The following is a 21,686-nucleotide window of genomic DNA, read 5'->3' as shown; positions in this document are numbered from 1 at the left end:
AGTATCAATAAGACTGATTTGGCTTTGACGTGATTGCGGCATGACAGACCATCCGTGGTTGTTTGAACCTTTAAAGCGTAGTTCAAATCTGTCTTTTTGCCAGTTTATGATGGGTGTCTCGATAGCAGTTGTTTTGTTGGGTAAGTTATTTAGAGTTACTTTCTTCTTCCCTGTGAAACAGAAACTATGATGTTGTGACTTTCGCCTAATTGCTGCTCCAATGATGTATCTAATCAAATGGCTATGTTTTGTGAACCAATGATTGATAGAAATATACTGTCTATAAGTTTGCGTTGATTGAATATTGTTTAAGTGCCAATTCTATTTGAAAAACATGTTCGTCTATTTCATTAAAGTGGCGTAAAGCATCGGCGAGCTGATAAACGTAATCGCGATTTGACCCACTAGGGCCCGATGAGTTGAAAATTTGCTTAGTGATATCTTTGATATTTGCTTCTCCCAGATATGCTGCGTTATCTGGGCTGGCAATGTAAACTAAACCTTTCACTATCCGCTTGTCTGGAAAATGAATATCAACCTGATGGCGAAGGTAACCGTTTTTCTCTCTGTGGTCCAAATGATCAAAGATCTCACGCTCTACCTTGAAGGCTTTGCCAAAACATCTGGCATTATCGATGTCTACAAGTGTAAGCACCCTGCCTGGACTTGCTATAGAGCCTCGGTGATCATGACTTCCCTGCCAAAAGCGACGCTCATAACCGAGAATATGTGCACTTTCACATTCAATGTAATCAAAATCCACCTTGTAAATAAGCGAGCCATAGCCGAACACCCAAATCTCGTCGTAGTCAGCTAAGTTTTGCCTTTGCTTATTTATTGCTTGAGTATCAAACACCATGCTTATTATGCTCTCCTCGGCCTATGTGATGGATTACGTTAGCACTAACAAAGAGCTTTAGCTTACTTTCAATATTAATATTCTGTCATGATTGTTGTCGATACTAAAAAGGCAGCCGGAGTGTTTATAAAAAGGGTGAAAGATCAAAGCTGTGGCTGATGCCTTATCGTTTTAGACATCCAGAAAGAAAAAAGAAGGCTGAATTAGACTGGTCTTCCCGTGTATCAAAATAGGAACATTAAAAGTGAAAGGTCAATCCCTAATTTATTAGTAATTCTAATATTTGTTTTGAGCTCAAAAATAAGGATTGTCTATTTTGGTACATTTTCTCATCTTAGGTTTAGGCACACTCGGGTAAAGGTGAGTGCAACAGCAAAGATAAATAAAGTCCTGCTACCATTTCTTCTTCTGAGCAAACAATTCGTCAAGCTCGTTGCGTTCTGACTCTTGTTTCTTTTTCACATCTTTACTGTTGGCATTACGCAAGTTGTCTTGAATGTTGCGTAATTGCTCTTCTAATTGGGCTTGCCGTGTAATGGTGTAATCGTCTTGAGTAGGTTGCGCTGCTAAGGCGCCTATGGCTTTTTCTAAACACTGTCTGGCAGAGCCCATTTGATTATTTTTAAGAGCCACATCACCACGTCGAATTAAGGTATCTACATTAGCTCTTAACTGTAAACGCTCTAATAGTTTGTCCTCTTGCACAAATACTCGGCTATCTACCTTACCTCGTTTAAATTCTGAGCGTAAAACAGCGCGCATATTTTTGATACCACGGATAAATTGAATCACTTGTTTATCATTTTGCGGCAGTTGAAAGGAATCTTCGGAAGGCGGAGCTTGCTCCAAATTCAGGGCTTTTATAGTGGCTTCGTAGGTTTGAATACGGTCTTTGATACCGTTGGCCGTTGGCTGCAAGAGATTGACCATCTTGAGACTAAACAGCGCTCTGCGTTGCAAAATGAATAATAGACGTTGTGACACAGGAATGTTCTGCGCCGCCATTAAAGTTGCTTCAGTATCATCCACGATGGATTTATGTTTAGCTAATTCATTGCGTCGTTCTAATTCTGCTTTATTGCGATGTTGTTGGACTGCATTCACAATGACGGCGATCAAAACCAAGGCAATAATTAAAACAACTATTATGGGAAACACGTATTTATTCTCATCAAGACTCTTTGCTAAATAGGTTTATTATTAGGTTATCGTTGCAAAGCTACGGTAACTTTAACGTAAATACACTGCCGCCCAACGAACCCCCATTTTTAAGGCCAATATTGCCCTGTTTTTCATTATTAGTGTGGGCTTGTGCGATCAATCGAGCAAAGAATAAACCTAAGCCTGTTCTGCCCTGACTAATATCAAAATGTTGCATATTGATATCAATGGCAGCCAACATTGATTCAGGGTAACCAGGCCCATCATCTTCTAGGGTGAATACTAAATAATCATTTTCAGTGTAAACACTAAGTAGAATGTTGAGTTTAGTGTAACGCATGGCATTAATTAACATGTCATTGAGCAAGATACAGATTAAATCGGCATCAAGGAACCACGCTAGATTTTCAGTTTGCTTAATTTTCAAATTAATCTTTTTATGCTGTAGATAGTTTTCATTGCTTGCGAGTATTTCATCCACAATATCTTCAACAAAGTGTTGGTCAATATTTACTGGCAAACTGTTTAGTCCTGCTCGGTATAAAGACAGGAGTTGCACTAAACCTGTATTTAATCGTGACGCTTCATAGTGCGCAGAGGCAAGATGATGTCGCGTAGTTTGGTTTTTAGTATCAATTGAGGCCGTTAAGTTTTCAATTGATTGCATCAGTAAACACAATGAATTTTTCATATCATGAACTGCTGATGCCAATACTGTCGCAAAGTCTATGCTGTTATCAATATTTTTCATGGGCATAATCAATTAATATTAAAATCTTTGAATACACTAGCATATAACTGGAGTATTCTTTATGTAACAATAATTTATATCATCTTTTAACATGAAAAGCGTTTAACGTTACGCTATTTTTTAGTTTCGAAATAAAATAGTTAAGAATAAATGCACTGATTTGTTAGAATCTGATGGAATTCAATTTGTCGTCGTAACATAACCTTTAATTATAAAGATCGCTCGTAGGTCAACTTCAAGGCTTCACCATGAAATTACAGCAACTTCGTTACATCGTTGAGGTGTTAAATAATAACCTCAATGTTTCCGCAACCGCAGAAAGCTTATATACCTCACAGCCAGGTATTAGTAAGCAAGTGAGAATGTTGGAGGACGAACTTGGTGTACAGATTTTTGGCCGTAGTGGTAAACATCTGACTCATGTCACGGATGCCGGCCAAGATGTAATCAACATCTCTCGAGAAATATTAGCCAAAGTTGAAAGTATTAAAGCCGTATCACGTGAGCATACTTTACCTGATCAAGGTAAGTTAAATATTGCGACTACTCATACACAAGCACGCTATGCTTTGCCCGATGTGATCAAAGGCTTTATGAACAAATACAGTAAAGTTTCATTGCATATGCATCAAGGTACGCCTTCGCAAATTAGTGATTTAGCCGCAAAAGGCGAAGCTGATTTCGCCATAGCGACCGAAGCTTTACATTTATACAACGATTTGGTGATGTTGCCTTGTTACCATTGGAATCGCAGTATTATCGTTAACCGCGATCACCCGCTAGCCAAAAAGACCTCAATTGAAATTGAAGACATTGCCAAATATCCTTTGGTGACCTATGTATTTGGTTTTACTGGACGATCAGAATTGGACCATGCTTTTAGTAAAGCCGGCCTTGAACCTAAGATAGTCTTTACAGCCACTGATGCAGATGTGATTAAAACGTACGTGCGTTTGGGCGTGGGCATTGGTGTTATTGCATCGATGGCAGTTGATGAAAAGTTAGACTCTGATCTGGTTAAAATTGATGCTAGTCACTTGTTTGAATACAGCACAACTAAGATTGGTTTCAGAAAAGGCTCGTTTTTACGCAGTTACATGTACGATTTTATCGAACGCTTTGCACCACATTTAACCAAAACAGTGGTTGAAAAAGCCATGATGCTGAAAAATAATGAAGAAGTAGAGAAAATGTTTAAAGGCTTAACTTTACCGGTGAAGTGAGAATAGTTTCGAGCCGCGAGCGTTGAGTTGCGAACAGCGAGTGAATAGCTAAAAGCTCAATATATAAAACGGCGTCATTGTTTAAATGACGCCGTTTTTCGTTGACACTATAAATTAAACTTTAAATACTTTGTGTTGCTCGTTGCTGCTTTTATCAGCACTCAATAATATTAACCGCTAAACCACCGCGCGCCGTTTCTTTATATTTTGACTTCATATCGTTACCAGTATCCCACATGGTTTTTATCACTTTATCGAGCGATACCTTGTGGGTACCACTGCCTCTGAGCGCTAAGCGGGATGCATTAATGGCTTTAATCGCTCCCATGGCATTTCTTTCAATACAAGGTACTTGTACAAGTCCGCCAACGGGATCGCAAGTTAAACCTAAGTTATGTTCCATGCCTATCTCTGCCGCATTTTCAACCGCCTCGACAGAGCCACCAAGTATTTCAGTTAAGGCGCCTGCTGCCATTGAGCAGGCAACGCCTACTTCGCCTTGACAACCGACTTCGGCTCCAGAGATAGATGCATTTTTCTTATAAAGGATGCCGATAGCCGCCGCGGTTAATAAATAACGACTAACAATTTCTTGATCAACAGGCCTAACAAACTTATTAAAATAGCACAGTACCGCTGGAATAATGCCAGCAGCGCCATTAGTGGGTGCAGTGACGACTCTGCCACCTGCAGCGTTTTCTTCATTTACAGCGAGTGCAAACAAGTTAACCCAGTCCATCGCAACCATAGGGTCGGCGGTTTGTTCACTTTGCAGGCGTCGATAAAGCGCGGGTGCGCGGCGTGTTACTTTTAAACCGCCAGGTAAAATGCCTTCACTGTTAATACCAACTTGCACACATTCGTACATCACTTGCCAAATATGCCATAGCTTTTTAATTACGTCGGCTTTAGGTTGAAAGACTTGTTCATTTTTCATCATTAAAGAGCTGATGGTGAAACCTTGTTCTTTGCATATCGAGAGAAGTTGGGCTGCACTGGAAAAATCGAAGGGTACTTTCTGCTCTTCATGCAGTAATACCGCGACTTTTTGCTCAGCAAAATCTTGTTCACGGATAATAAATCCGCCACCAATAGAAAAATAAGTCTGTGAAAATAACGGTAGCTTGCCCTGCATAGCATGCAGAGTCATGCCATTGGCATGTAACTTGAGGCTTTTACGACGATGAAAAATGATGGCATCGTCGTGAGGAAAACGAATGTTTTTTGTTCCTGCTAGACTCAGGGTTTGGCTACTTTGAATTTGAGCAAGGTAGCCTTCTACCAAGCTACTATCGATAGTTTCTGGGGCATGACCTAACAAACCTAAAATAACCGCCTTACCGGTGCCGTGTCCTTTACCCGTTTGACCCAGTGAGCCAAATAATTCAGTTTTAACTTCTGTCGTTTGCTCAAATAACCCCGCTTCTTGCAACTCGTCACAAAAAGCTTTTGCTGCGCGCATCGGACCAACAGTATGAGAACTTGAGGGGCCTATGCCAATACTAAACATATCAAAAACACTGATCATAAAATTTCTTCATCATATCTAATAAGCTAATTGTGGACGGAATAGAGCCAATCGACAATAACTGAGTCGTTTACAAGAGCATAACAAATAGTAGTCAAGCGTAAAGATTTGTTGCAAGTGGTGTTAGATATAAAAGTGATTGGTTAAATTGCGCACAAATGCCGCTGTGGCGCCCCAGATGTTTTTATCTTGCCAAGGAATAAAGTAGATAGGGTATTGTTCATTTTTGCGTTTTACCCAATGAATCAGATGGTTATTTTGGTCGAGTAAATAATTTAAGGGCACTTCAAAGGTGTGTGCTACTTCATTGTCATCCAGCAGCAAATTAACAGGAGATTGAATAAAACCAATGTAGGGTACGACTTCAAAACGACTAACTGTGCGGTAGCGCGGTAAACGACCAATGATTTCAACCTGACTAGGTTCCACCCCTATTTCTTCATGAGTTTCTCGAAGCGCAGTATGGATAAGATCATTATCTGTAAGTTCTTGTTTACCGCCCGGAAAACTGATCTGGCCACCATGATGTTTTAAATGGGCAGCCCTCACAGTAAATAGGACTTTTAGGCAATCCGGATATTCTATGATGGGTATTAAAACTGCGGCGGGACGACCTAGCTCTCGCAATGGAAAATCGTGTTCAGGTATTATTTGTCTAATATGGTGAAATTGATTTAGAAACTGCAGTTTATTCATTACAAATTGGCTCAGGTCTTATGGGATGACTTTACGCTAAGCTTGCGAGTAAAGGCAATATTTTTGCTACTTTATCCAGACTTTCTTGATATTCTTCTAAGGGTTGGGAGTCAACAACAATTCCACCTCCAGCCCAGCAATAGATTTTTCCCTGTTCACACAACAAGGTGCGGATACAGATATTGGTATCCATGTCTTGACGAAGACCAAAATAACCTATGCTGCCACAGTAAATATTACGTTGGTGAGGCTCTAATTCATCAATGATTTGCATAGCACGTATTTTAGGCGCACCGGTAATAGAACCACCAGGAAAAGCCCCTTGAAAAAGGGCATAGACTGAACTGTTTTCGGCTAACTCGCCAGTGATTGTACTGACTAAATGATGAACAGCTGGAAAGCTTTCAATTTGGAACAAACTTGGCACTTTAACTGAGTGAGGTTTGCAATGTTTACTCAAATCATTACGCAACAAATCAACAATCATTAAGTTTTCTGCTCGGTCTTTTTCGGCTGATAAGAGTTGCTCAATGGCCTGTTGATCAGTAGCAGGGTCTTCTGAGCGTGGACGTGTACCTTTAATGGGTTTTGTTTCAACATGGCCATTGTTTACAGCTAAAAAGCGCTCTGGTGAAATGCTCAAAATGCAGCATTCAGGTAAACGAATAAACGCCGAAAATGGGGCATTGTTGGCTTCTGAGAGTACTTGGTATGCTTGCCATTCGTCTCCCTCATAGGCGGTACTGAAACGTTGAGCGAAATTAATTTGATAACAGTCTCCGGCATGCAAATAATTATCAACCTGCTGGAGTTTGGCTTGATATTGCGCTGAAGTCATGTTCGCATGCCACGGGCTTAAAAGTTTAAAGTGGCTACTTGGTTTTGCGGTTTTAATTAAATTTTCTACAAACTGCGCACTAGGATGAGGATGATTATTGGCAGCACACAAGTAAAACAGCCCTTTTTTTCTATCTTTAATGAGGCTCCAACTATAGATACCTACTGCCATATCCGGGGCGCTATAATCCGTTTTTCGATTTGCTGGCAGACTTTCAAAGCAGTGGCTTAAGTCATAACCAAAATAACCTAAGGCACCGACTAAAAATGGCAGTTCATTATGCTCGTTTTTTACCACCTGTAGGGTACGGAAATAGTGTTGTTGCAGCTCTTCTATTAAGCTTAAAGGGTTAGCATCGTTAACGTAGGGCTCAGCACTATCTTGGCAAACTGTATTTATTTTATCTTTACTGGTAATTGTGGCGATGGGCTTAGCCACCATAATGTCAAAACGTGCATCTACATGTTGGCTGTTGGCTGAGTCTAACAACATGGCCCAAGACTGATGTGAAAAGGAGGCAAACAGCTCACTAAGTTTGACAGAAGACGGAATAGTCAGTGGAGTGATCGTTAAATGAGGCACGTGCTTTTGAGACATGGATTATTTCAATTACCTGAATAATAATTAATCAACACAGTTACTTAGCTTAAATTTACCTGCTCAGTTTGTATTTTTGTGTTGATTTAACGTGGAGCTAATTTTCCGCAAAGGGTATCATATTGTAAATCACTGAACGACATCTGTTGTTCAATTAACTTTGGCAAATTAAGAGGCAACTATGGCAGTTATCCGTCAGCAAGACTTTATCGAGAGTATTGAAGATTCATTGCAATATATTTCCTATTACCATCCACTTGATTACATCAAAGCAGTAGAAAAAGCTTACAACAAAGAGCAAAGCCAAGCAGCAAAAGATGCCATGGCACAAATACTTATCAATTCGCGGATGTCAGCCGAAGGTAAACGTCCTTTATGCCAAGATACCGGTATAGTCACCTGTTTTGTCAAAGTGGGTATGGCAGTGCAGTGGGATCGTACGGATATGACAGTACAAGAAATGGTAGATGAAGGAACACGTCGCGCTTACTTGAATCCCGATAATCCTCTGCGAGCGTCGATTGTTAGTGATCCTGCGGGGAAACGAATTAATACCAAAGACAATACTCCTGCTGTTGTGCATATTGATTTAGTGCCTGGGTCGCATATCGAAGTGATGATTGCTGCTAAAGGCGGTGGTTCAGAAAACAAGTCTAAGATGGTGATGCTCAACCCCAGCGATGATATCGCAGAGTGGGTAGTAAAAACCTTACCAACGATGGGCGCTGGTTGGTGTCCGCCAGGTATGTTAGGTATAGGCATTGGTGGTACGGCTGAAAAAGCGGGCGTCTTGGCCAAAGAAAGTTTGATGGATCCTGTGGATATTCAAGAGTTAATGGAGCGTGGTGCACAAACCACTGAAGAAAAATTACGTTTAGATATCTTTAAGAAAGTGAATGACTTAGGTATAGGTGCTCAGGGGCTAGGAGGTTTAACCACTGTTGTTGACGTAAAAATTAAGTCTATGCCAACTCATGCGGCTTCTAAACCCGTGGTGATGATCCCCAATTGTGCAGCAACGCGCCATGTACACTTTCATTTAGATGGCTCGGGCCCTGCATCATTTGAACCGCCTAAGTTAGAAGATTGGCCAAAAGTGACTTGGGAAGTGAGTAAAGAAACTCGCAGGGTGAATTTGGATACCGTGACCAAAGAAGACATTAAACAATGGAAAGTGGGTGAAACCGTATTACTTTCCGGCAAGATGTTAACTGGCCGTGATGCAGCACATAAACGCATTCAAACCATGCTAGACAACGGTGAAGGTTTACCTGAAGGCGTTGATTTAACCAACCGCTTTATTTATTACGTGGGACCAGTTGATGCCGTAGGCACCGAAGTAGTGGGTCCTGCTGGCCCCACTACGGCCACTCGTATGGATAAGTGGACCGATATGATGTTGGAGAAAACCGGTTTAATTGGCATGATCGGCAAAGCTGAACGAGGTCCTGCAACCGTAAAAAGCATCGCTAAACATCAAGCTGTGTATTTGATGGCAGTGGGTGGCGCCGCTTATTTAGTCTCCAAAGCGATTAAAAAATCTCGCGTCGTGGCTTTTGCTGATTTGGGCATGGAAGCCATTTATGAATTTGACGTAGAAGATATGCCGGTCACCGTTGCAGTCGATAGCACCGGGGCAAACGCCCATGAAACCGGACCAGCTATTTGGAAAGTCAAAATCGCTGAAGCTAACGCTTAGTGAATCTTAGCTATTAATTCTAAGTTGTCGTTAAACGGCAACTTAGGGTTAAACTCATCTTTTAATGTATCTATGAGTAAGCCATGCCTGTGTTACAGACCTTAAGCGAAGCGCAGCTTTACGCCATTTTTGTTGGATTATTCATTGCTGGAGGGCTGCTTGCTTGGTGGCTTAATAATACAAAAAATAAGGCATTACTGGCAGATAAATTACAGCAAAACCAAGTCATCAGTCAGCAACAAGAGCAATATCTGCTCGGACAAATTACTAAGTTAGAAATTCAAGTGGACAACCTACTTGATGAGCAAAAATATGCCAGAGAGCAGCAATTAATTGAACAAAAACGTTTAGGTCAACTCAGTCAAGAAGTGGAACGAATTGTCCACCTAGAGCACGAAAAACAGCATTGGTTGCAGCAATATCAACAAAGCAAAGATGTTGCCCATGACTTACGTACTCAGCTTGAATCTCAGTCTGCACGCTTTGAGCAAGAACAAATTGCCAGTCAGGATAAATTGCAGTTGTTAGAGTCTGCGGAAAAACGATTGCAAGAGCAGTTTGAAAATCTCGCCAATAAAATATTTGAACAAAAACACGAAAAATTTAATCAGGCGAGTAAAGCCGGGCTCGACAGCTTGTTATCCCCTTTAAAAGAACAAATTGAAGGATTTAAGCGCCAAGTCACCGATCAGTATGTGAAAGAAGGGCAGGAGAGAGCCTCACTTAAAACCGAGATCATGGGTCTCAAAGAGTTAAACCTGCAAATTACTCAAGATGCCGCAGCCTTAACTAAGGCCTTAAAGGGCGATAATAAAGCTCAAGGTAACTGGGGCGAAGTGGTTCTGGAGCGTATTCTCAAGGAGTCAGGTTTACGTGAAGGCCATGAGTTTGATACCCAAGTTGCACTGAAAAATGAGGCAGGTAAAAGCTATCAGCCTGATGTAGTGGTACATCTACCCAATGATAAAGACGTGATCATTGACTCTAAGGTATCGTTAGCCGCTTATGAGCGTTATTTTAATCAACAAGATGATGAATTATTGCGGGCAGGGCATTTAAAAGATCACGTTAATTCTTTGCGTAACCATATTAAAGAACTGGGCAAAAAGGATTATCAAGATCTTAAGGGCTTACGTTCTTTGGATTATGTCCTGCTATTTATTCCTATTGAATCCGCATTTTTATTGGCGGCTGATCATGCCCCAGATTTACTTAAACTAGCTTTTGACAATAATATTATGTTAGTTAGCCCGACTAATTTACTGGTGGCCTTAAGAACCATTAACAATATTTGGCAATATGAATATCAAAATCAAAACGCCCAATTGATTGCAGAACATGCGGCTAAACTTTATGACAAGTTCCATGGTTTTATTGCGGACATGGAAAAAGTCGGTAAGTCTATTGAGTCCACACAAAAAAGCTATGAAGGCGCGATGAACAAACTTAGCAGCGGTAAAGGCAACTTAGTCAGGCAAGTTGAGCAGTTTCGAAAACTAGGTGTACAAACAAATAAAAAGTTAGATAGTCAGTTGTTAAATATGGCAGACACGGATGAAGATTGAGGCTTGAGCCAATTACAAAGTCTAAAAAAAGGCCAATATTTAAAAAATATTGGCCTTTTTTGCTGTTTTAAATTAGCACACCTAAGGGTGGGCGTTTACCACCAAGTGGCATACAGCGCGGCTAAGATAAGTATCATTGCAACAGATAGTGCATTAAAGGAAGGCTTTGTTCTGAAGTCTACAGTATCCAGTGATACCACGCCTTTGTGGCCATCAATATGACTTGCTCTGGTTGCGTATGATGCTACAACAGCCAAGGCGACACAGGCTAAAAAGACTATGCCTACTCGATCCATAAAGGGGACTTCGGGTAACCAGAATTTTAAGGCAAAAGATAATGCCGCTGAGCCTACTGCGGCTAAAATAGCACCATTTGAATTCATGGTTTTCCAGAACATACCAAGAATAAATATCACTACGATACCTGGGGTGAAGAAGCCAGTAAATTCTTGAATATATTGGAAAGCTTGATCAAAGCTGCCTAGTAAAGGCTTGGCACAAATCATCGCGATAACCAATGAAACAATACTAACGATTCGACCTACTTTAACATAGTGAGTTTGACTTTCGTTTTGTTTGAATTTGCTATAAAGATCCATGGTGAAGATAGTAGAAACGCTATTACACATTGAAGCAAGTGATGACACGATAGCAGCAACTAAGGCAGCAAATACTAAGCCTTTCAAACCCACTGGCATCAAGTTCATCAAGCTAGGATAAGCTTCATCCGGACGATCTAAATCAGTGAACAGCACCGCTGCGGCAATACCCGGTACTACAACAAAAAACGGTACAAGAAGTTTCAAGAATGCAGCAAAAGCTAGGCCTTTTTGTGCTTCAGCTAAGTTTTTGGCTGCCAATGCTCGTTGAATAATATATTGGTTAAAACCCCAATATGAAATATTCATGATCCACATGCCACCCACTAATACGGATATGCCAGGCAAATTGGCATAATGGGGGCTGTCAGAGCTGAATATCATGTCGAACTTTTCAGGCATGGTTTCAGTTAAGATAGAAAATCCAGCAAACACACCTTGGCCTTCTGAGACTAAATCTAAACTGATATAAGTCAGCATAAAGCCGCCAAATACTAATAACACCACTTGAATAATGTCCGTATAGGCAACGGCTTTTAAACCACCATAAGAAGAATAGGCAATTGAGAAAACACCCAAGAAAATCATACCATAAGCTAAATCTACACCTGTAATAGTGGTAATGGCCAATCCACCTAACCATAGTACTGCAGTAAGATTAACAAACACGTAAACCGCTAACCAGAAGACCGCCATGATAGTTTTAACTCTGCTATCAAAACGCTGTTCCAAATATTGTGGCATGGTATAAATTTCGTTTTTAAGAAAAATAGGGAGGAAAAATTTCGCCACTATGATCAACGTTATAGCAGCCATCCACTCATATGACGCGATAGCCAAACCCAACACATAACCAGAGCCCGACATGCCAATAATTTGTTCTGCAGATATATTTGAAGCGATTAAGGAAGCACCAATGGCCCACCAAGGTAACGATTTGCTGGCTAAAAAATAATCTTTAGTATTCCGTTCATGATTTTTTTCTGCTCGAGATATATATAAAGCAAGTGCAAGTAAGCCCAGCACATAGACAATAAATATCGCGATATCAATGGTTGATAAATTCATCTGCAAAGTTCCAGTTGTATCAAATGTAATTGTTAATTTTAATTGACTTAGATGACGATGATCATAAGCCTTTGAATTTTGCCAGAGTCTTGGGTTGCTAGCCAAAACACGTTAATTTTAATTAGTATATTTAATGAAAACTACTTTATAAATAAGATTGCCAGCAAAATGCCGATGTGTTTTATCATATTTTTTACATTTAGGTGATGAAAAATGGGCAAATAGTATAAATTAGAACAGACAGCAGACCAGATCGCGCAATTTAACCACGAAGCAAACGAGTTATGCTGCAAATAAGACCCAAAACCGGCATTATGAGTCAATTCGATCTTAAACCCTTATTATCAGGTATTTACCAACCACTCTTAACAAAAGAATACTGATAGTGATTGCTTTTTCATCAACTTTTTAGCCTATTCTAATGGATGCCCTATGTCTGCAGAAAAACACTTTTACCAACCTCAATTGGGTCATGGTTTGGCTCATGACCCCTTTAATAGCATTATCGCGCCAAGACCTATTGGCTGGATATCTTCACAAAGTGCCCAAGGTCAAACTAACCTCGCTCCTTATAGTTTTTTTAATGCCTTTAACTATCATCCACCTTTAATTGGTTTTGCCAGTGTGGGTTATAAAGATTCGCTACGTAATATTCAGCAAACCGGCGAGTTTTGTTGGAGTCTGGCGTCAATATCACTGGCACAGCAAATGAATACCAGTAGTGCTTCAGTGGGCTCTGACGTTGACGAATTTGACTTGGCTAAACTCGAAAAACAAGCGGGCAAAGTTGTATCTGTGCCCTTTGTTGCCGCAAGTCCTGTAGCGATGGAATGCAAACTGAGTGACATTATTCAGCTGAAAGGAGCTTCTGGTGCCTTGTGCGACAGTTGGTTAGTCATTGGCGAAGTTGTAGGCGTGCACATAGCTCAAGCAATGTTGTTGGATGGAGTTTACCAAACAGAGCGTGCCCAGCCGGTATTGCGTGGCGGCGGACCCGGCGATTATTTTACTATCAGTGAGGAAATGAAATTTTTTATGCCTAGACCATAAGATACTAACTCGAGGGACGAGTCAGAAGTAAAAAGAGGCAATACTAACTGTTTTTTTGCTCGTTCTGCTCAGCTCGAAACTCGTAGATGTTTCTTCAATGCATAAAAAAACGGCCTCAAAAGAGGCCGTCTTCTTGGGAGAAGCCGTTAAACTTCACCCACCATGTTGAACGGTGGAGCAGCGACGAGCTGTTAGCATCGAGCTGCGAGCTAAAGCCTAAAAGACTTCGGCGTAATTCTGTGGTTGTCTAGCGTCGAGTAGCGAGCTACGAGTGGCGAGCTAAAGATAAGACTAAAACGCTTTAATCTTTTGCTCGTGGCTCGCGGCCCGCGGCTAGGAGCTCGCTGCTGCTGTTAAATCCTTTCGTTAAGGGCTGCCACGATAGGCGAGCTATCTAAGCCTTTTTCAGTGGCCCATGCAGAGATGGTTTTACCATCTGACTCTGGTGAGCTTAAGTCGCCCTTAGGCATTTTTTTAACCATCAAGGTACCTGTTTCAACTGCGTTGTTTAACATCGCGGTGCGGATTAAGCTCTCGCCGCCGCAAGAGATACCTGAGTAATAATCTTGTAATTGTAAACGGTAGTCAGACTGGACCATTTTCATTTTTTTACGTAATTCGCCTTTATCGTCAGCTTTAACGATAGTGCAGATATTTTGCAGAGCTTCGTTGATATCGGCCTTGGCATTACCAGCAACAATGAAAGAAGCGGCGGCTAAAGCGATAGAAGTTTTAACGATTTTCAACATGGTCAATTCCTCAATACAGTTTTAATTAGTTAGGGTTTAGTTTAAAACGTTGCCTGATAGTTGCCGCGTTTCGATGTGGCTATTAAAGCCTATTTGAACTGATTAAAAAATCTACAAGCTGATACTTAGGTATGTTGAACAATAACTTTAAATGGCGTTGGTTTGGTTAATTATTGATATTAAATAAGTTTATGATTTTTGTTCCATTGACTTTTTATCGGTAAAAGCTCTACTCATCCTAAAAATTTGTCATTCATTATCAGTACTACTTTTTGCTGTGTTGGGCTTTGCAGGCAGGTAAAGTTAAAATAGACAACCACCTAATTCGGCAAATAATGGCATAAGTATCAGGAGTTCATTGTTTAGTTGTTTGTTTACTATTTTTATTCTATAGATTTGCTGTTTTTCGCCTCGTGAACCGCTATACTGTGCGCCGCATTTGAAAGCGATAAAGAAAATAAGCAAATTAAAGGAAAAAAATGACTCCTATTACAAAAACTTTTCAGTATGGTCAGCATACTGTAACTTTAGAGACGGGCGTAATCGCTCGTCAAGCGACCGCAGCAGTTATGGCAAGTATGGATGATACTTGTGTTTTGGTATCTGTTGTTGGCAAAAAAGAAATGAAACCTGGGCAGGATTTTTTCCCGCTTACAGTGAATTATCAAGAAAGAACTTATGCAGCCGGTAAAATCCCGGGTGGTTTCTTCAAACGTGAAGGTCGTCCTTCTGAATTTGAAACCCTTACCTGCCGTCTGATTGACCGTCCGATTCGTCCGTTATTTCCTAACGGATTTATGAACGAAGTACAAATTGTTGTTACAGTGCTGTCTGCGAACCCAGAGATCCCTACTGATATCATTTCGTTGATTGGTACATCTGCTGCCCTTGCTATTTCAGGTATGCCCTTCAATGGTCCTATCGGTGCAGCCCGCGTTGGTTATACTGATGGTCAATATATTCTCAATACCTGTGCTTCTGAGTTAGCAACTAGTCAATTAGATTTAGTTGTAGCGGGTACGCAGAGTGCAGTACTAATGGTTGAATCAGAAGCAGAAATTTTGTCTGAAGAAATCATGTTAGGCGCTGTGATGTTCGGTCATGAGCAAATGCAAACTGTGATTTCAGCGGTTAATGAATTTGCTGCTGAGGTCAATACACCTAAGTGGGATTGGCAACCTGTTGCTGAAAACACTACATTAAAGACTAAGGTTAAAGAACTTGCTGAAGCTGCGATGATTGAAGCTTACCAAGTTTCTGACAAAATGGAGCGTAAAAACGCCATTGTTGCCTTAACTGCAAAAACAGTTGCAGAAATTGTTGCTGCTGATGATTCACAAAACGCTAAAGAAGTATCAGAAATGATGCATGCTCTAGAAAGCGATGTGGTTCGTTCACGTATTCTTGCTGGTAGCCCGCGTATAGATGGTCGTGACCCTGCGATGATCCGTGCACTTAACGTAGCTACTGGTGTGCTTCCTCGTACTCACGGTTCTGCAGTTTTCACCCGTGGTGAAACGCAGGCAATCGTTGTTGCTACACTTGGTACTGAACGTGATGCACAGATGATTGACGGCTTAAACGGCAAAACCGATAACCGCTTTATGTTGCATTATAACTTCCCTCCATATTGTGTGGGTGAAACGGGTATGGTCGGCTCACCTAAGCGTCGCGAAATCGGCCACGGTCGTCTGGCAAAGCGCGGTATTCAAGCCGTTATGCCAAGTGAAAAAGAGTTTCCTTATGTGGTTCGTGTTGTTTCTGAAATAACTGAATCAAATGGTTCTTCTTCAATGGCTTCTGTATGTGGTACTTCATTAGCATTGATGGATGCCGGTGTACCGATCAAAGCTTCTGTTGCTGGTATTGCAATGGGCCTAGTGAAGAGTGATGAGAACTTTGTTGTATTGTCTGACATCTTAGGTGATGAAGATCATTTAGGTGATATGGACTTTAAAGTTGCGGGTACGACTAACGGTATCACAGCTTTGCAAATGGATATCAAAATCGAAGGTATCACCAAAGAAATCATGCAAATGGCATTGAAACAAGCCAAAGAAGCACGTTTACATATCTTAGGTGTCATGGATCAGGCTATTACTGGTCACCGTGAAGAGATGTCTGAGTTTGCACCACGCATCTACACCATGAAAGTCGATCAAGATAAAATCCGTGATGTTATCGGTAAAGGTGGCGCGATGATCCGTGCCATCACTGAAGCGTCTGATTGTAATATCGAAATCGAAGACGATGGTACGATTAAAATCTTTGCAACTGAATTAGCTAAAGCTGAAATTGCGATTGCTAAAATTAAGCAAGTTACAGCTGAAGTCGAAGCGGGTAAAACCTATTCTGGTAAAGTAACTCGTATCGTTGATTTTGGTGCTTTTGTTGAAATTTTGCCAGGTAAAGAAGGCCTAGTTCATATTTCACAAATCGCTCACGAACGTGTAAACAAAGTAAGTGATTTCCTTGCAGAAGGTCAGATTGTTGACGTTAAAGTGGTTGAAATTGACCGTCAAAATCGTGTTCGTTTAAGTATTAAAGATTTACTTGAAAAGCCTGCCTCTGAAGCGCCTAGCGCAGAGTAAGACGTAAAGGTCTTGAAGTATTAAATATTAAAAAACCTGCCTAGGCAGGTTTTTTTTTGTCTGAATTATAAACAATAACAAAGCATTATTTTTTAATTGAAAGTAAGGCTACTGCCCATAATTACGCTCTACTTGAGATAGAATGTCGGGATTGTCTATTTCTAATATCACTTTGTGATTCAATATAATCTTGCCCAATATAGTTGATTGAGAATCAATTTTTAGGGTTGGCAAATCATGGTTAGACCAACGACTTTTATCGACAGACTGATAAGTAATATCACCGGAGACAGTCGAGCCCTTCAGTAGACTAATATCGCCATTTTTGGTTTCAAGATTTCCAGTAACCTTGACGTCGTACAAGCTAATATCACCATTAACGGTGGATATATCGCCACCTACTGTAGATCTTGCCTTTAAATCAATATCGCCGTTAACTGTATTAATATCGTCTTTTACCGTTAACTGAGACTCAGCACTTATATCTCCGTTGACACTACTTGCTGAAACAATACTGACATCCTTGCCTATATCTATGTCGCCATTCACAGTGTCAATTGTCTCTGCACTCACGCCATTATTCAGAGTGATATCACCGTTAACTGCTGATACATCTTGTATCTGCCGACCCGCATCAATATCGATGTCACCCATTACATGGCTTATGTTGCCATTGTGGTGATTATCATCATTAGCATGACCGCCTACATGAATGATGCACCCCGATGTTGATAAAAGTAAAAATGTGATGAGGCCGATTTTAGTGAAATAATTTACTTGCATGATATTTTCCAAAAATATTTTAACTTGAATAAAGTTTATTCTCTAAGCAGGTACTATGCCACTGATTTAACTAATTGAATTATATGATTTAAATTTAAATACTTATACTGGTTTGTGTGCATGTAACAGTAGATTTGGTGAAAAATACGATTAATTGGTTAAAACTAAAATGAGGGTAAATAAGTGAAAAATTGTTTAGATGCCATTCACGCATAATGTTAAATTAACGGACTCGTAGGAGACTGATGACCTGACAAATTTACCTCCTCCCGTTCCTAATTTTTATGTGGTAGTCATGAAGACGTTTATAGCCCTTTATTTGATGGTGTTTTGTTTACCAGCCTTGGCTGCAGATGATGTATTGCTCCATGAGCAATGTGTCTTAAAACAGTTAGGTTCGGATACCAACTTTATTTTAGTTTTGGGGCAAAAAAGTCAAGTGTCCATACCCACTGGAACAAGTCGATTCATTATCAACTGCAATACTCAAGAAGAAGGTGTACTGAGCTTTTTAAAAAGTGAACTCATTGCATTTGAATGGCGTCAACCAGATGGCCAATTGAAAGATGCCTTGCAGGCTACTCAACCCAGTTATTTTATGCCAAAAGGCCGTTTTAGCGGCGAATTGATGTTTATAACCCACCATAGTTACAAACCTCAATTTGAATGGTTAAGTGCTGAGTCTTTTATTGAACAGGTTCAAATAAATAATCTATTGATGGGCAGTTTTTATGGTTTGTGTCTGACTCTTATTTTTTACGTACTGATATTGGGTCGCAGTTTAAAAGATAATACCTTTAAGCTTTACAGTGCATATATTTGTTGCGCCGGTTTTTTCTTCTTGTTGCAGGAAGGCCAATTGAGTTTGTTTTTAAATGCACATTCTTATTGGCTAAGCCATCAACTTTATTTAGTGAGTGCAGGGCTCACGGTTTTTAGTGCAACAATTTTTCTGGTTCGTTTGACTGATTTACAGCAAACATGGCCCAAATTGATCAATAGACTGCTTTTACCAAGTGCGTGGTTAGTGCTGGGGTTATCTATCTTAATTACGCTGTTAGAGCATAGTTATTGGTCGGCTTTATTGGGGTCAATAATGGCCTATATGACTTTGGTCATAATCTTAGTTATTTTTGTTTTAGTAGCAAGATTAACCTATTGGCAAGTACCTGATGCCTGGTTGGTTTTTATTGCATTAAGTTTGGTTTTTGTAGCGATGATATTTCGGATTCTATTCCCTGATATTAGCCCCACAATTAATCGCTATGGTTTGATTTTTGCCTTTGCTATCGAGTCTTTCATACTGGCAGTGGCTGTTTCTGAGCGTGTAAAACGTTTGAAAAAAGATAAAAATCTGGCTGAGACTGAGGCAAATTATGATCCACTTTGTAATGTTTTGAGTCGCAGAGGCTGGTCTAAGCAAGCCCATAACTTATTGGAACAACAAAAGCTAAAGGGTGGCATGTTAGGCTTGCTTTATATTGATTTGAACAAGTTCAAGCAGGTAAACGATACCCATGGACACAATGTGGGTGATAAAGTACTACAAGTGGTAGCCAAAATTATCCGTAATCAAATCCGTGAGACTGATGCTCTAGGACGACTAGGTGGCGACGAGTTTGTGGTGTTGGGACATTTTGCTGATATAACGATATTTCAGGCATTACAACAGCGAGTACAAACACGTTTACAACATATTCCAATTCATACACAAGATGCGGATCTAGAAATCAGTGCCAGTGTCGGCAGTGTTGAGTTTTTGGCAATGCCATCGGATATCAATGAATTACTCAAGGCAGGTGACAAGGCAATGTATGCTGAGAAACTGGGTCATAATAGGCTGACACCTTCAGTCTTAAACTAATTACATTATTTATAACATTATCGAAGGTTTTACATGTTATCTACAGCACAAAAAGAACAGTTTATTCAGCAAGGTTATGTCGTTCTCGATGAATTATTTTCTCTACAAAGCATGCATAGCTTGAAGCAAGCAGCAGGTAAAATAGTTGATGATTTTGATGCTGAGTCTACCCGAGCGGTTTTTTCTACCCAAGATCAAAGTAAAAGCCGTGATGATTATTTTCTTAGTTCGGGTGATAAAGTCCGCTGTTTTTTTGAAGAAGATGCCTTCAACGCCGAAGGCCAATTAAAGCAAGAAAAAGCGCTCAGTATCAATAAAATTGGCCATGCTCTACATGTCCTAGAGCCTGTTTTCAAATCGTTTAGCCATAGTGATACTATTAGTCAGTTAGCATTGGACTTGGGTTTGCAAAAGCCCCAAATACATCAATCTATGTATATTTTTAAGCAACCCAAAATTGGCGGAGTGATACGTTGGCACCAGGATGCCAGTTACTTTTACAGTGACCCTATTACCGTATTAACGTTTTGGTTCGCGGTTGAAGATGCGACGATTCAAAATGGCTGCTTACAGGTGCAGGCCGACCCTGAGACCTATCCCCTCATTGAACAATTTAAGCGCTATGAAAATGACGATACTGACTTGATCAAGCTAAATAACAAACCCTGGCCAAAAGATGACGACGCTAAGCCTTTGGAAGTTAAAGCTGGGACTTTAGTGGTATTCAACGGTTTGTTACCGCATTTTAGTGCGCCTAATTTGTCGGATAAATCCCGTCACGCATTCACCTTACATATGACTTGTGCCACCAGTAAATACGCTAAAGAAAATTGGCTGCAGGCTAAACCGAGCCCCTTGTACTAATTTTTGATTTTTTACAGGCTGTCATAACAGGATCCGCTGTTTCTTAGCCGCGGATTCGAACACTGCTGCAACAACATGGATGTCGCGCAAACCTTCTTCACCCGGAACAAGCAATTTACCTTGCCCATTGATGGCCAGTGCATCGTTATCCATTTGAATAGTCTGTTGTATTTGTTTAATGGCGGGGAATAACTGCTCGTCGCTGGTATAACCGGTCACACCGGTATAGTTAGACATGGGTCTTAATGCATACCAACCATCACTGCAATCCATCTGTAATTGACTAAAAGACTTAACGACACTGGTGGCACATTCTGCGATTAAGCCCTCGGGGAATTCCAGCGTAAAATAGGTGGTTTCGTCGACCTCTGTAAATATTTTGGGGTGGGATTTTTCATGCCTTGCCGTCACTGCAATAGGCTCTTGGCCGGTCATAAAACGACAACCGTTTAATGGGTAAACACCCATGTCATACATAGCGCCACCCCCCATGGCTTTTTGCATTCGCCAATTGTTTGCAGCCAGTCCGTTACCGCCGTAACCTGCTTGTGCTACTAGTTTAGTGAATTTGCCATAAGGCTGCGTGTTCTTAAATTGCATAAAACGTCGAGTATTAGGTTCATGTTGCATGCGGTAACCTATGCTTAATTTGACCTTGTTTTTTTGACAAACATCAATAATACGTTGGCATTGCTGGGTATTAAGGGCCATTGGTTTCTCACACCAGACATGTTTACCTGCATTGGCGGCAATTTCACAATATTTAAGATGCAGAGACGTCGGCACCACAACATAAACAATGTCGATATCAGGATTGTTGGCTAATTCATGCATGTTGTCATAAGAATAAATATTTTTGTCTAAGAGACCATAACGTTTTTGCCAACTAGGAATTTTTGCTGGGCTACCGGTAACAATGCCACGTAACTCACAATGATTGGTCAGGTTTAAAGCAGGCGCAAGCAAGCCTTCGCTATAACCACCAAGGCCAACTAATGCAACGCCAAGTTTAGGGCTTGTGGCTGAAGTTGCGGCAACACTTTTTAAACTTGTTAGGGCACTTAAGCCAAAACCGCCACTTAGTTGTATGAATTTTCTTCTATTTAAATTACTCATGGTCCGTTCTCCACCAATATTATGCTGCAGTGTTGAACAAAAAATAAACATTCGCAAGTCTGAGGGGAGATGTCATAACTTACTT

The 21,686-nt window shown here is 40.5% G+C and carries 17 protein-coding genes; 7 read left to right on the top strand and 10 right to left on the bottom strand.

What is annotated here, in order from left to right:
* Positions 1–280: 280 nt before the first annotated feature.
* From ABKW31_RS12130 to ABKW31_RS12120, 3 genes are all read right to left on the bottom strand, one after another.
* The gene (locus ABKW31_RS12130; RefSeq protein WP_348616640.1) at positions 281–859 is read right to left on the bottom strand and encodes a gamma-glutamylcyclotransferase; all 579 of its coding nucleotides are present in this window, start codon (positions 857–859) and stop codon (positions 281–283) included.
* A 393-nt stretch (positions 860–1,252) separates the two neighbouring features.
* A complete protein-coding gene (locus tag ABKW31_RS12125) occupies positions 1,253–2,017 on the bottom strand; it encodes a hypothetical protein (RefSeq protein WP_348616638.1) in 765 nt (254 codons plus the stop codon).
* A gap of 61 nt (positions 2,018–2,078) precedes the next feature.
* Positions 2,079–2,771 carry an ATP-binding protein gene (locus ABKW31_RS12120; RefSeq protein ID WP_348616637.1) on the bottom strand — a complete coding sequence of 231 codons (693 nt, stop codon included), beginning with the start codon at positions 2,769–2,771 and terminating at the stop codon, positions 2,079–2,081.
* A 248-nt stretch (positions 2,772–3,019) separates the two neighbouring features.
* Between ABKW31_RS12120 and cysB the strand changes: the two genes are divergently transcribed.
* Complete coding sequence (gene cysB, locus ABKW31_RS12115) at positions 3,020–3,994, top strand: HTH-type transcriptional regulator CysB (RefSeq protein WP_348616636.1); 975 nt, start codon at positions 3,020–3,022, stop codon at positions 3,992–3,994.
* A 154-nt stretch (positions 3,995–4,148) separates the two neighbouring features.
* On the opposite strand, the gene ABKW31_RS12110 is transcribed toward cysB, so the two are convergent.
* The 3 genes from ABKW31_RS12110 to pabB form a co-directional block, all read right to left on the bottom strand.
* A complete protein-coding gene (locus ABKW31_RS12110; protein ID WP_348616634.1) occupies positions 4,149–5,522 on the bottom strand; it encodes an L-serine ammonia-lyase in 1,374 nt (457 codons plus the stop codon).
* A 123-nt stretch (positions 5,523–5,645) separates the two neighbouring features.
* On the bottom strand, positions 5,646–6,218 hold the full coding sequence (locus ABKW31_RS12105; protein WP_348616633.1) for a CoA pyrophosphatase: 573 nt from the start codon (positions 6,216–6,218) through the stop codon (positions 5,646–5,648).
* Positions 6,219–6,249: 31 nt separating this feature from the next.
* Positions 6,250–7,653 (bottom strand): aminodeoxychorismate synthase component I, encoded by a 1,404-nt coding sequence (pabB, locus tag ABKW31_RS12100; RefSeq protein ID WP_348616632.1) that lies wholly within the window; start codon positions 7,651–7,653, stop codon positions 6,250–6,252.
* 181 nt (positions 7,654–7,834) lie between these two features.
* On the opposite strand from pabB, the gene ABKW31_RS12095 reads away from it, so the two are divergent.
* On the top strand, positions 7,835–9,352 hold the full coding sequence (locus ABKW31_RS12095; protein ID WP_348616631.1) for a fumarate hydratase: 1,518 nt from the start codon (positions 7,835–7,837) through the stop codon (positions 9,350–9,352).
* Between the two features lie 83 nt (positions 9,353–9,435).
* Positions 9,436–10,917 carry a DNA recombination protein RmuC gene (gene rmuC, locus ABKW31_RS12090; protein WP_348616629.1) on the top strand — a complete coding sequence of 494 codons (1,482 nt, stop codon included), beginning with the start codon at positions 9,436–9,438 and terminating at the stop codon, positions 10,915–10,917.
* A 95-nt stretch (positions 10,918–11,012) separates the two neighbouring features.
* Here the strand turns inward: rmuC and ABKW31_RS12085 are convergent, their stop codons facing one another.
* Entirely contained in the window at positions 11,013–12,584 is a 1,572-nt protein-coding gene (locus ABKW31_RS12085) for a sodium/sugar symporter (protein WP_348616628.1), read from the bottom strand.
* A 432-nt stretch (positions 12,585–13,016) separates the two neighbouring features.
* Between ABKW31_RS12085 and ABKW31_RS12080 the strand changes: the two genes are divergently transcribed.
* Entirely contained in the window at positions 13,017–13,634 is a 618-nt protein-coding gene (locus tag ABKW31_RS12080; protein WP_348616627.1) for a flavin reductase family protein, read from the top strand.
* 353 nt (positions 13,635–13,987) lie between these two features.
* Here the strand turns inward: ABKW31_RS12080 and ABKW31_RS12075 are convergent, their stop codons facing one another.
* Positions 13,988–14,383, bottom strand: a complete 396-nt coding sequence (locus ABKW31_RS12075; protein WP_348616626.1) for a DUF3718 domain-containing protein — start codon at positions 14,381–14,383, stop codon at positions 13,988–13,990.
* Positions 14,384–14,862: 479 nt separating this feature from the next.
* On the opposite strand from ABKW31_RS12075, the gene pnp reads away from it, so the two are divergent.
* On the top strand, positions 14,863–16,974 hold the full coding sequence (gene pnp / locus ABKW31_RS12070; RefSeq protein WP_348616625.1) for a polyribonucleotide nucleotidyltransferase: 2,112 nt from the start codon (positions 14,863–14,865) through the stop codon (positions 16,972–16,974).
* 108 nt (positions 16,975–17,082) lie between these two features.
* On the opposite strand, the gene ABKW31_RS12065 is transcribed toward pnp, so the two are convergent.
* Positions 17,083–17,757 (bottom strand): hypothetical protein, encoded by a 675-nt coding sequence (locus ABKW31_RS12065; protein WP_348616623.1) that lies wholly within the window; start codon positions 17,755–17,757, stop codon positions 17,083–17,085.
* 295 nt (positions 17,758–18,052) lie between these two features.
* Between ABKW31_RS12065 and ABKW31_RS12060 the strand changes: the two genes are divergently transcribed.
* Together ABKW31_RS12060 and ABKW31_RS12055 are read left to right on the top strand one after the other, a co-directional pair.
* Positions 18,053–19,621 (top strand): diguanylate cyclase, encoded by a 1,569-nt coding sequence (locus tag ABKW31_RS12060; RefSeq protein WP_348616622.1) that lies wholly within the window; start codon positions 18,053–18,055, stop codon positions 19,619–19,621.
* A gap of 33 nt (positions 19,622–19,654) precedes the next feature.
* Positions 19,655–20,485: a phytanoyl-CoA dioxygenase family protein gene (locus ABKW31_RS12055; RefSeq protein ID WP_348616620.1), complete on the top strand. Its 831-nt coding sequence runs from the start codon at positions 19,655–19,657 to the stop codon at positions 20,483–20,485.
* A 21-nt stretch (positions 20,486–20,506) separates the two neighbouring features.
* On the opposite strand, the gene ABKW31_RS12050 is transcribed toward ABKW31_RS12055, so the two are convergent.
* Positions 20,507–21,601: a Gfo/Idh/MocA family oxidoreductase gene (locus ABKW31_RS12050; RefSeq protein ID WP_348616619.1), complete on the bottom strand. Its 1,095-nt coding sequence runs from the start codon at positions 21,599–21,601 to the stop codon at positions 20,507–20,509.
* Between the last annotated feature and the right edge of the window lie 85 nt (positions 21,602–21,686).

It is taken from the genome of Paraglaciecola sp. 25GB23A, from assembly GCF_040012495.1.
GTDB lineage: Bacteria > Pseudomonadota > Gammaproteobacteria > Enterobacterales > Alteromonadaceae > Paraglaciecola.
This window is presented reverse-complemented; position numbering and strand designations above follow the sequence as displayed.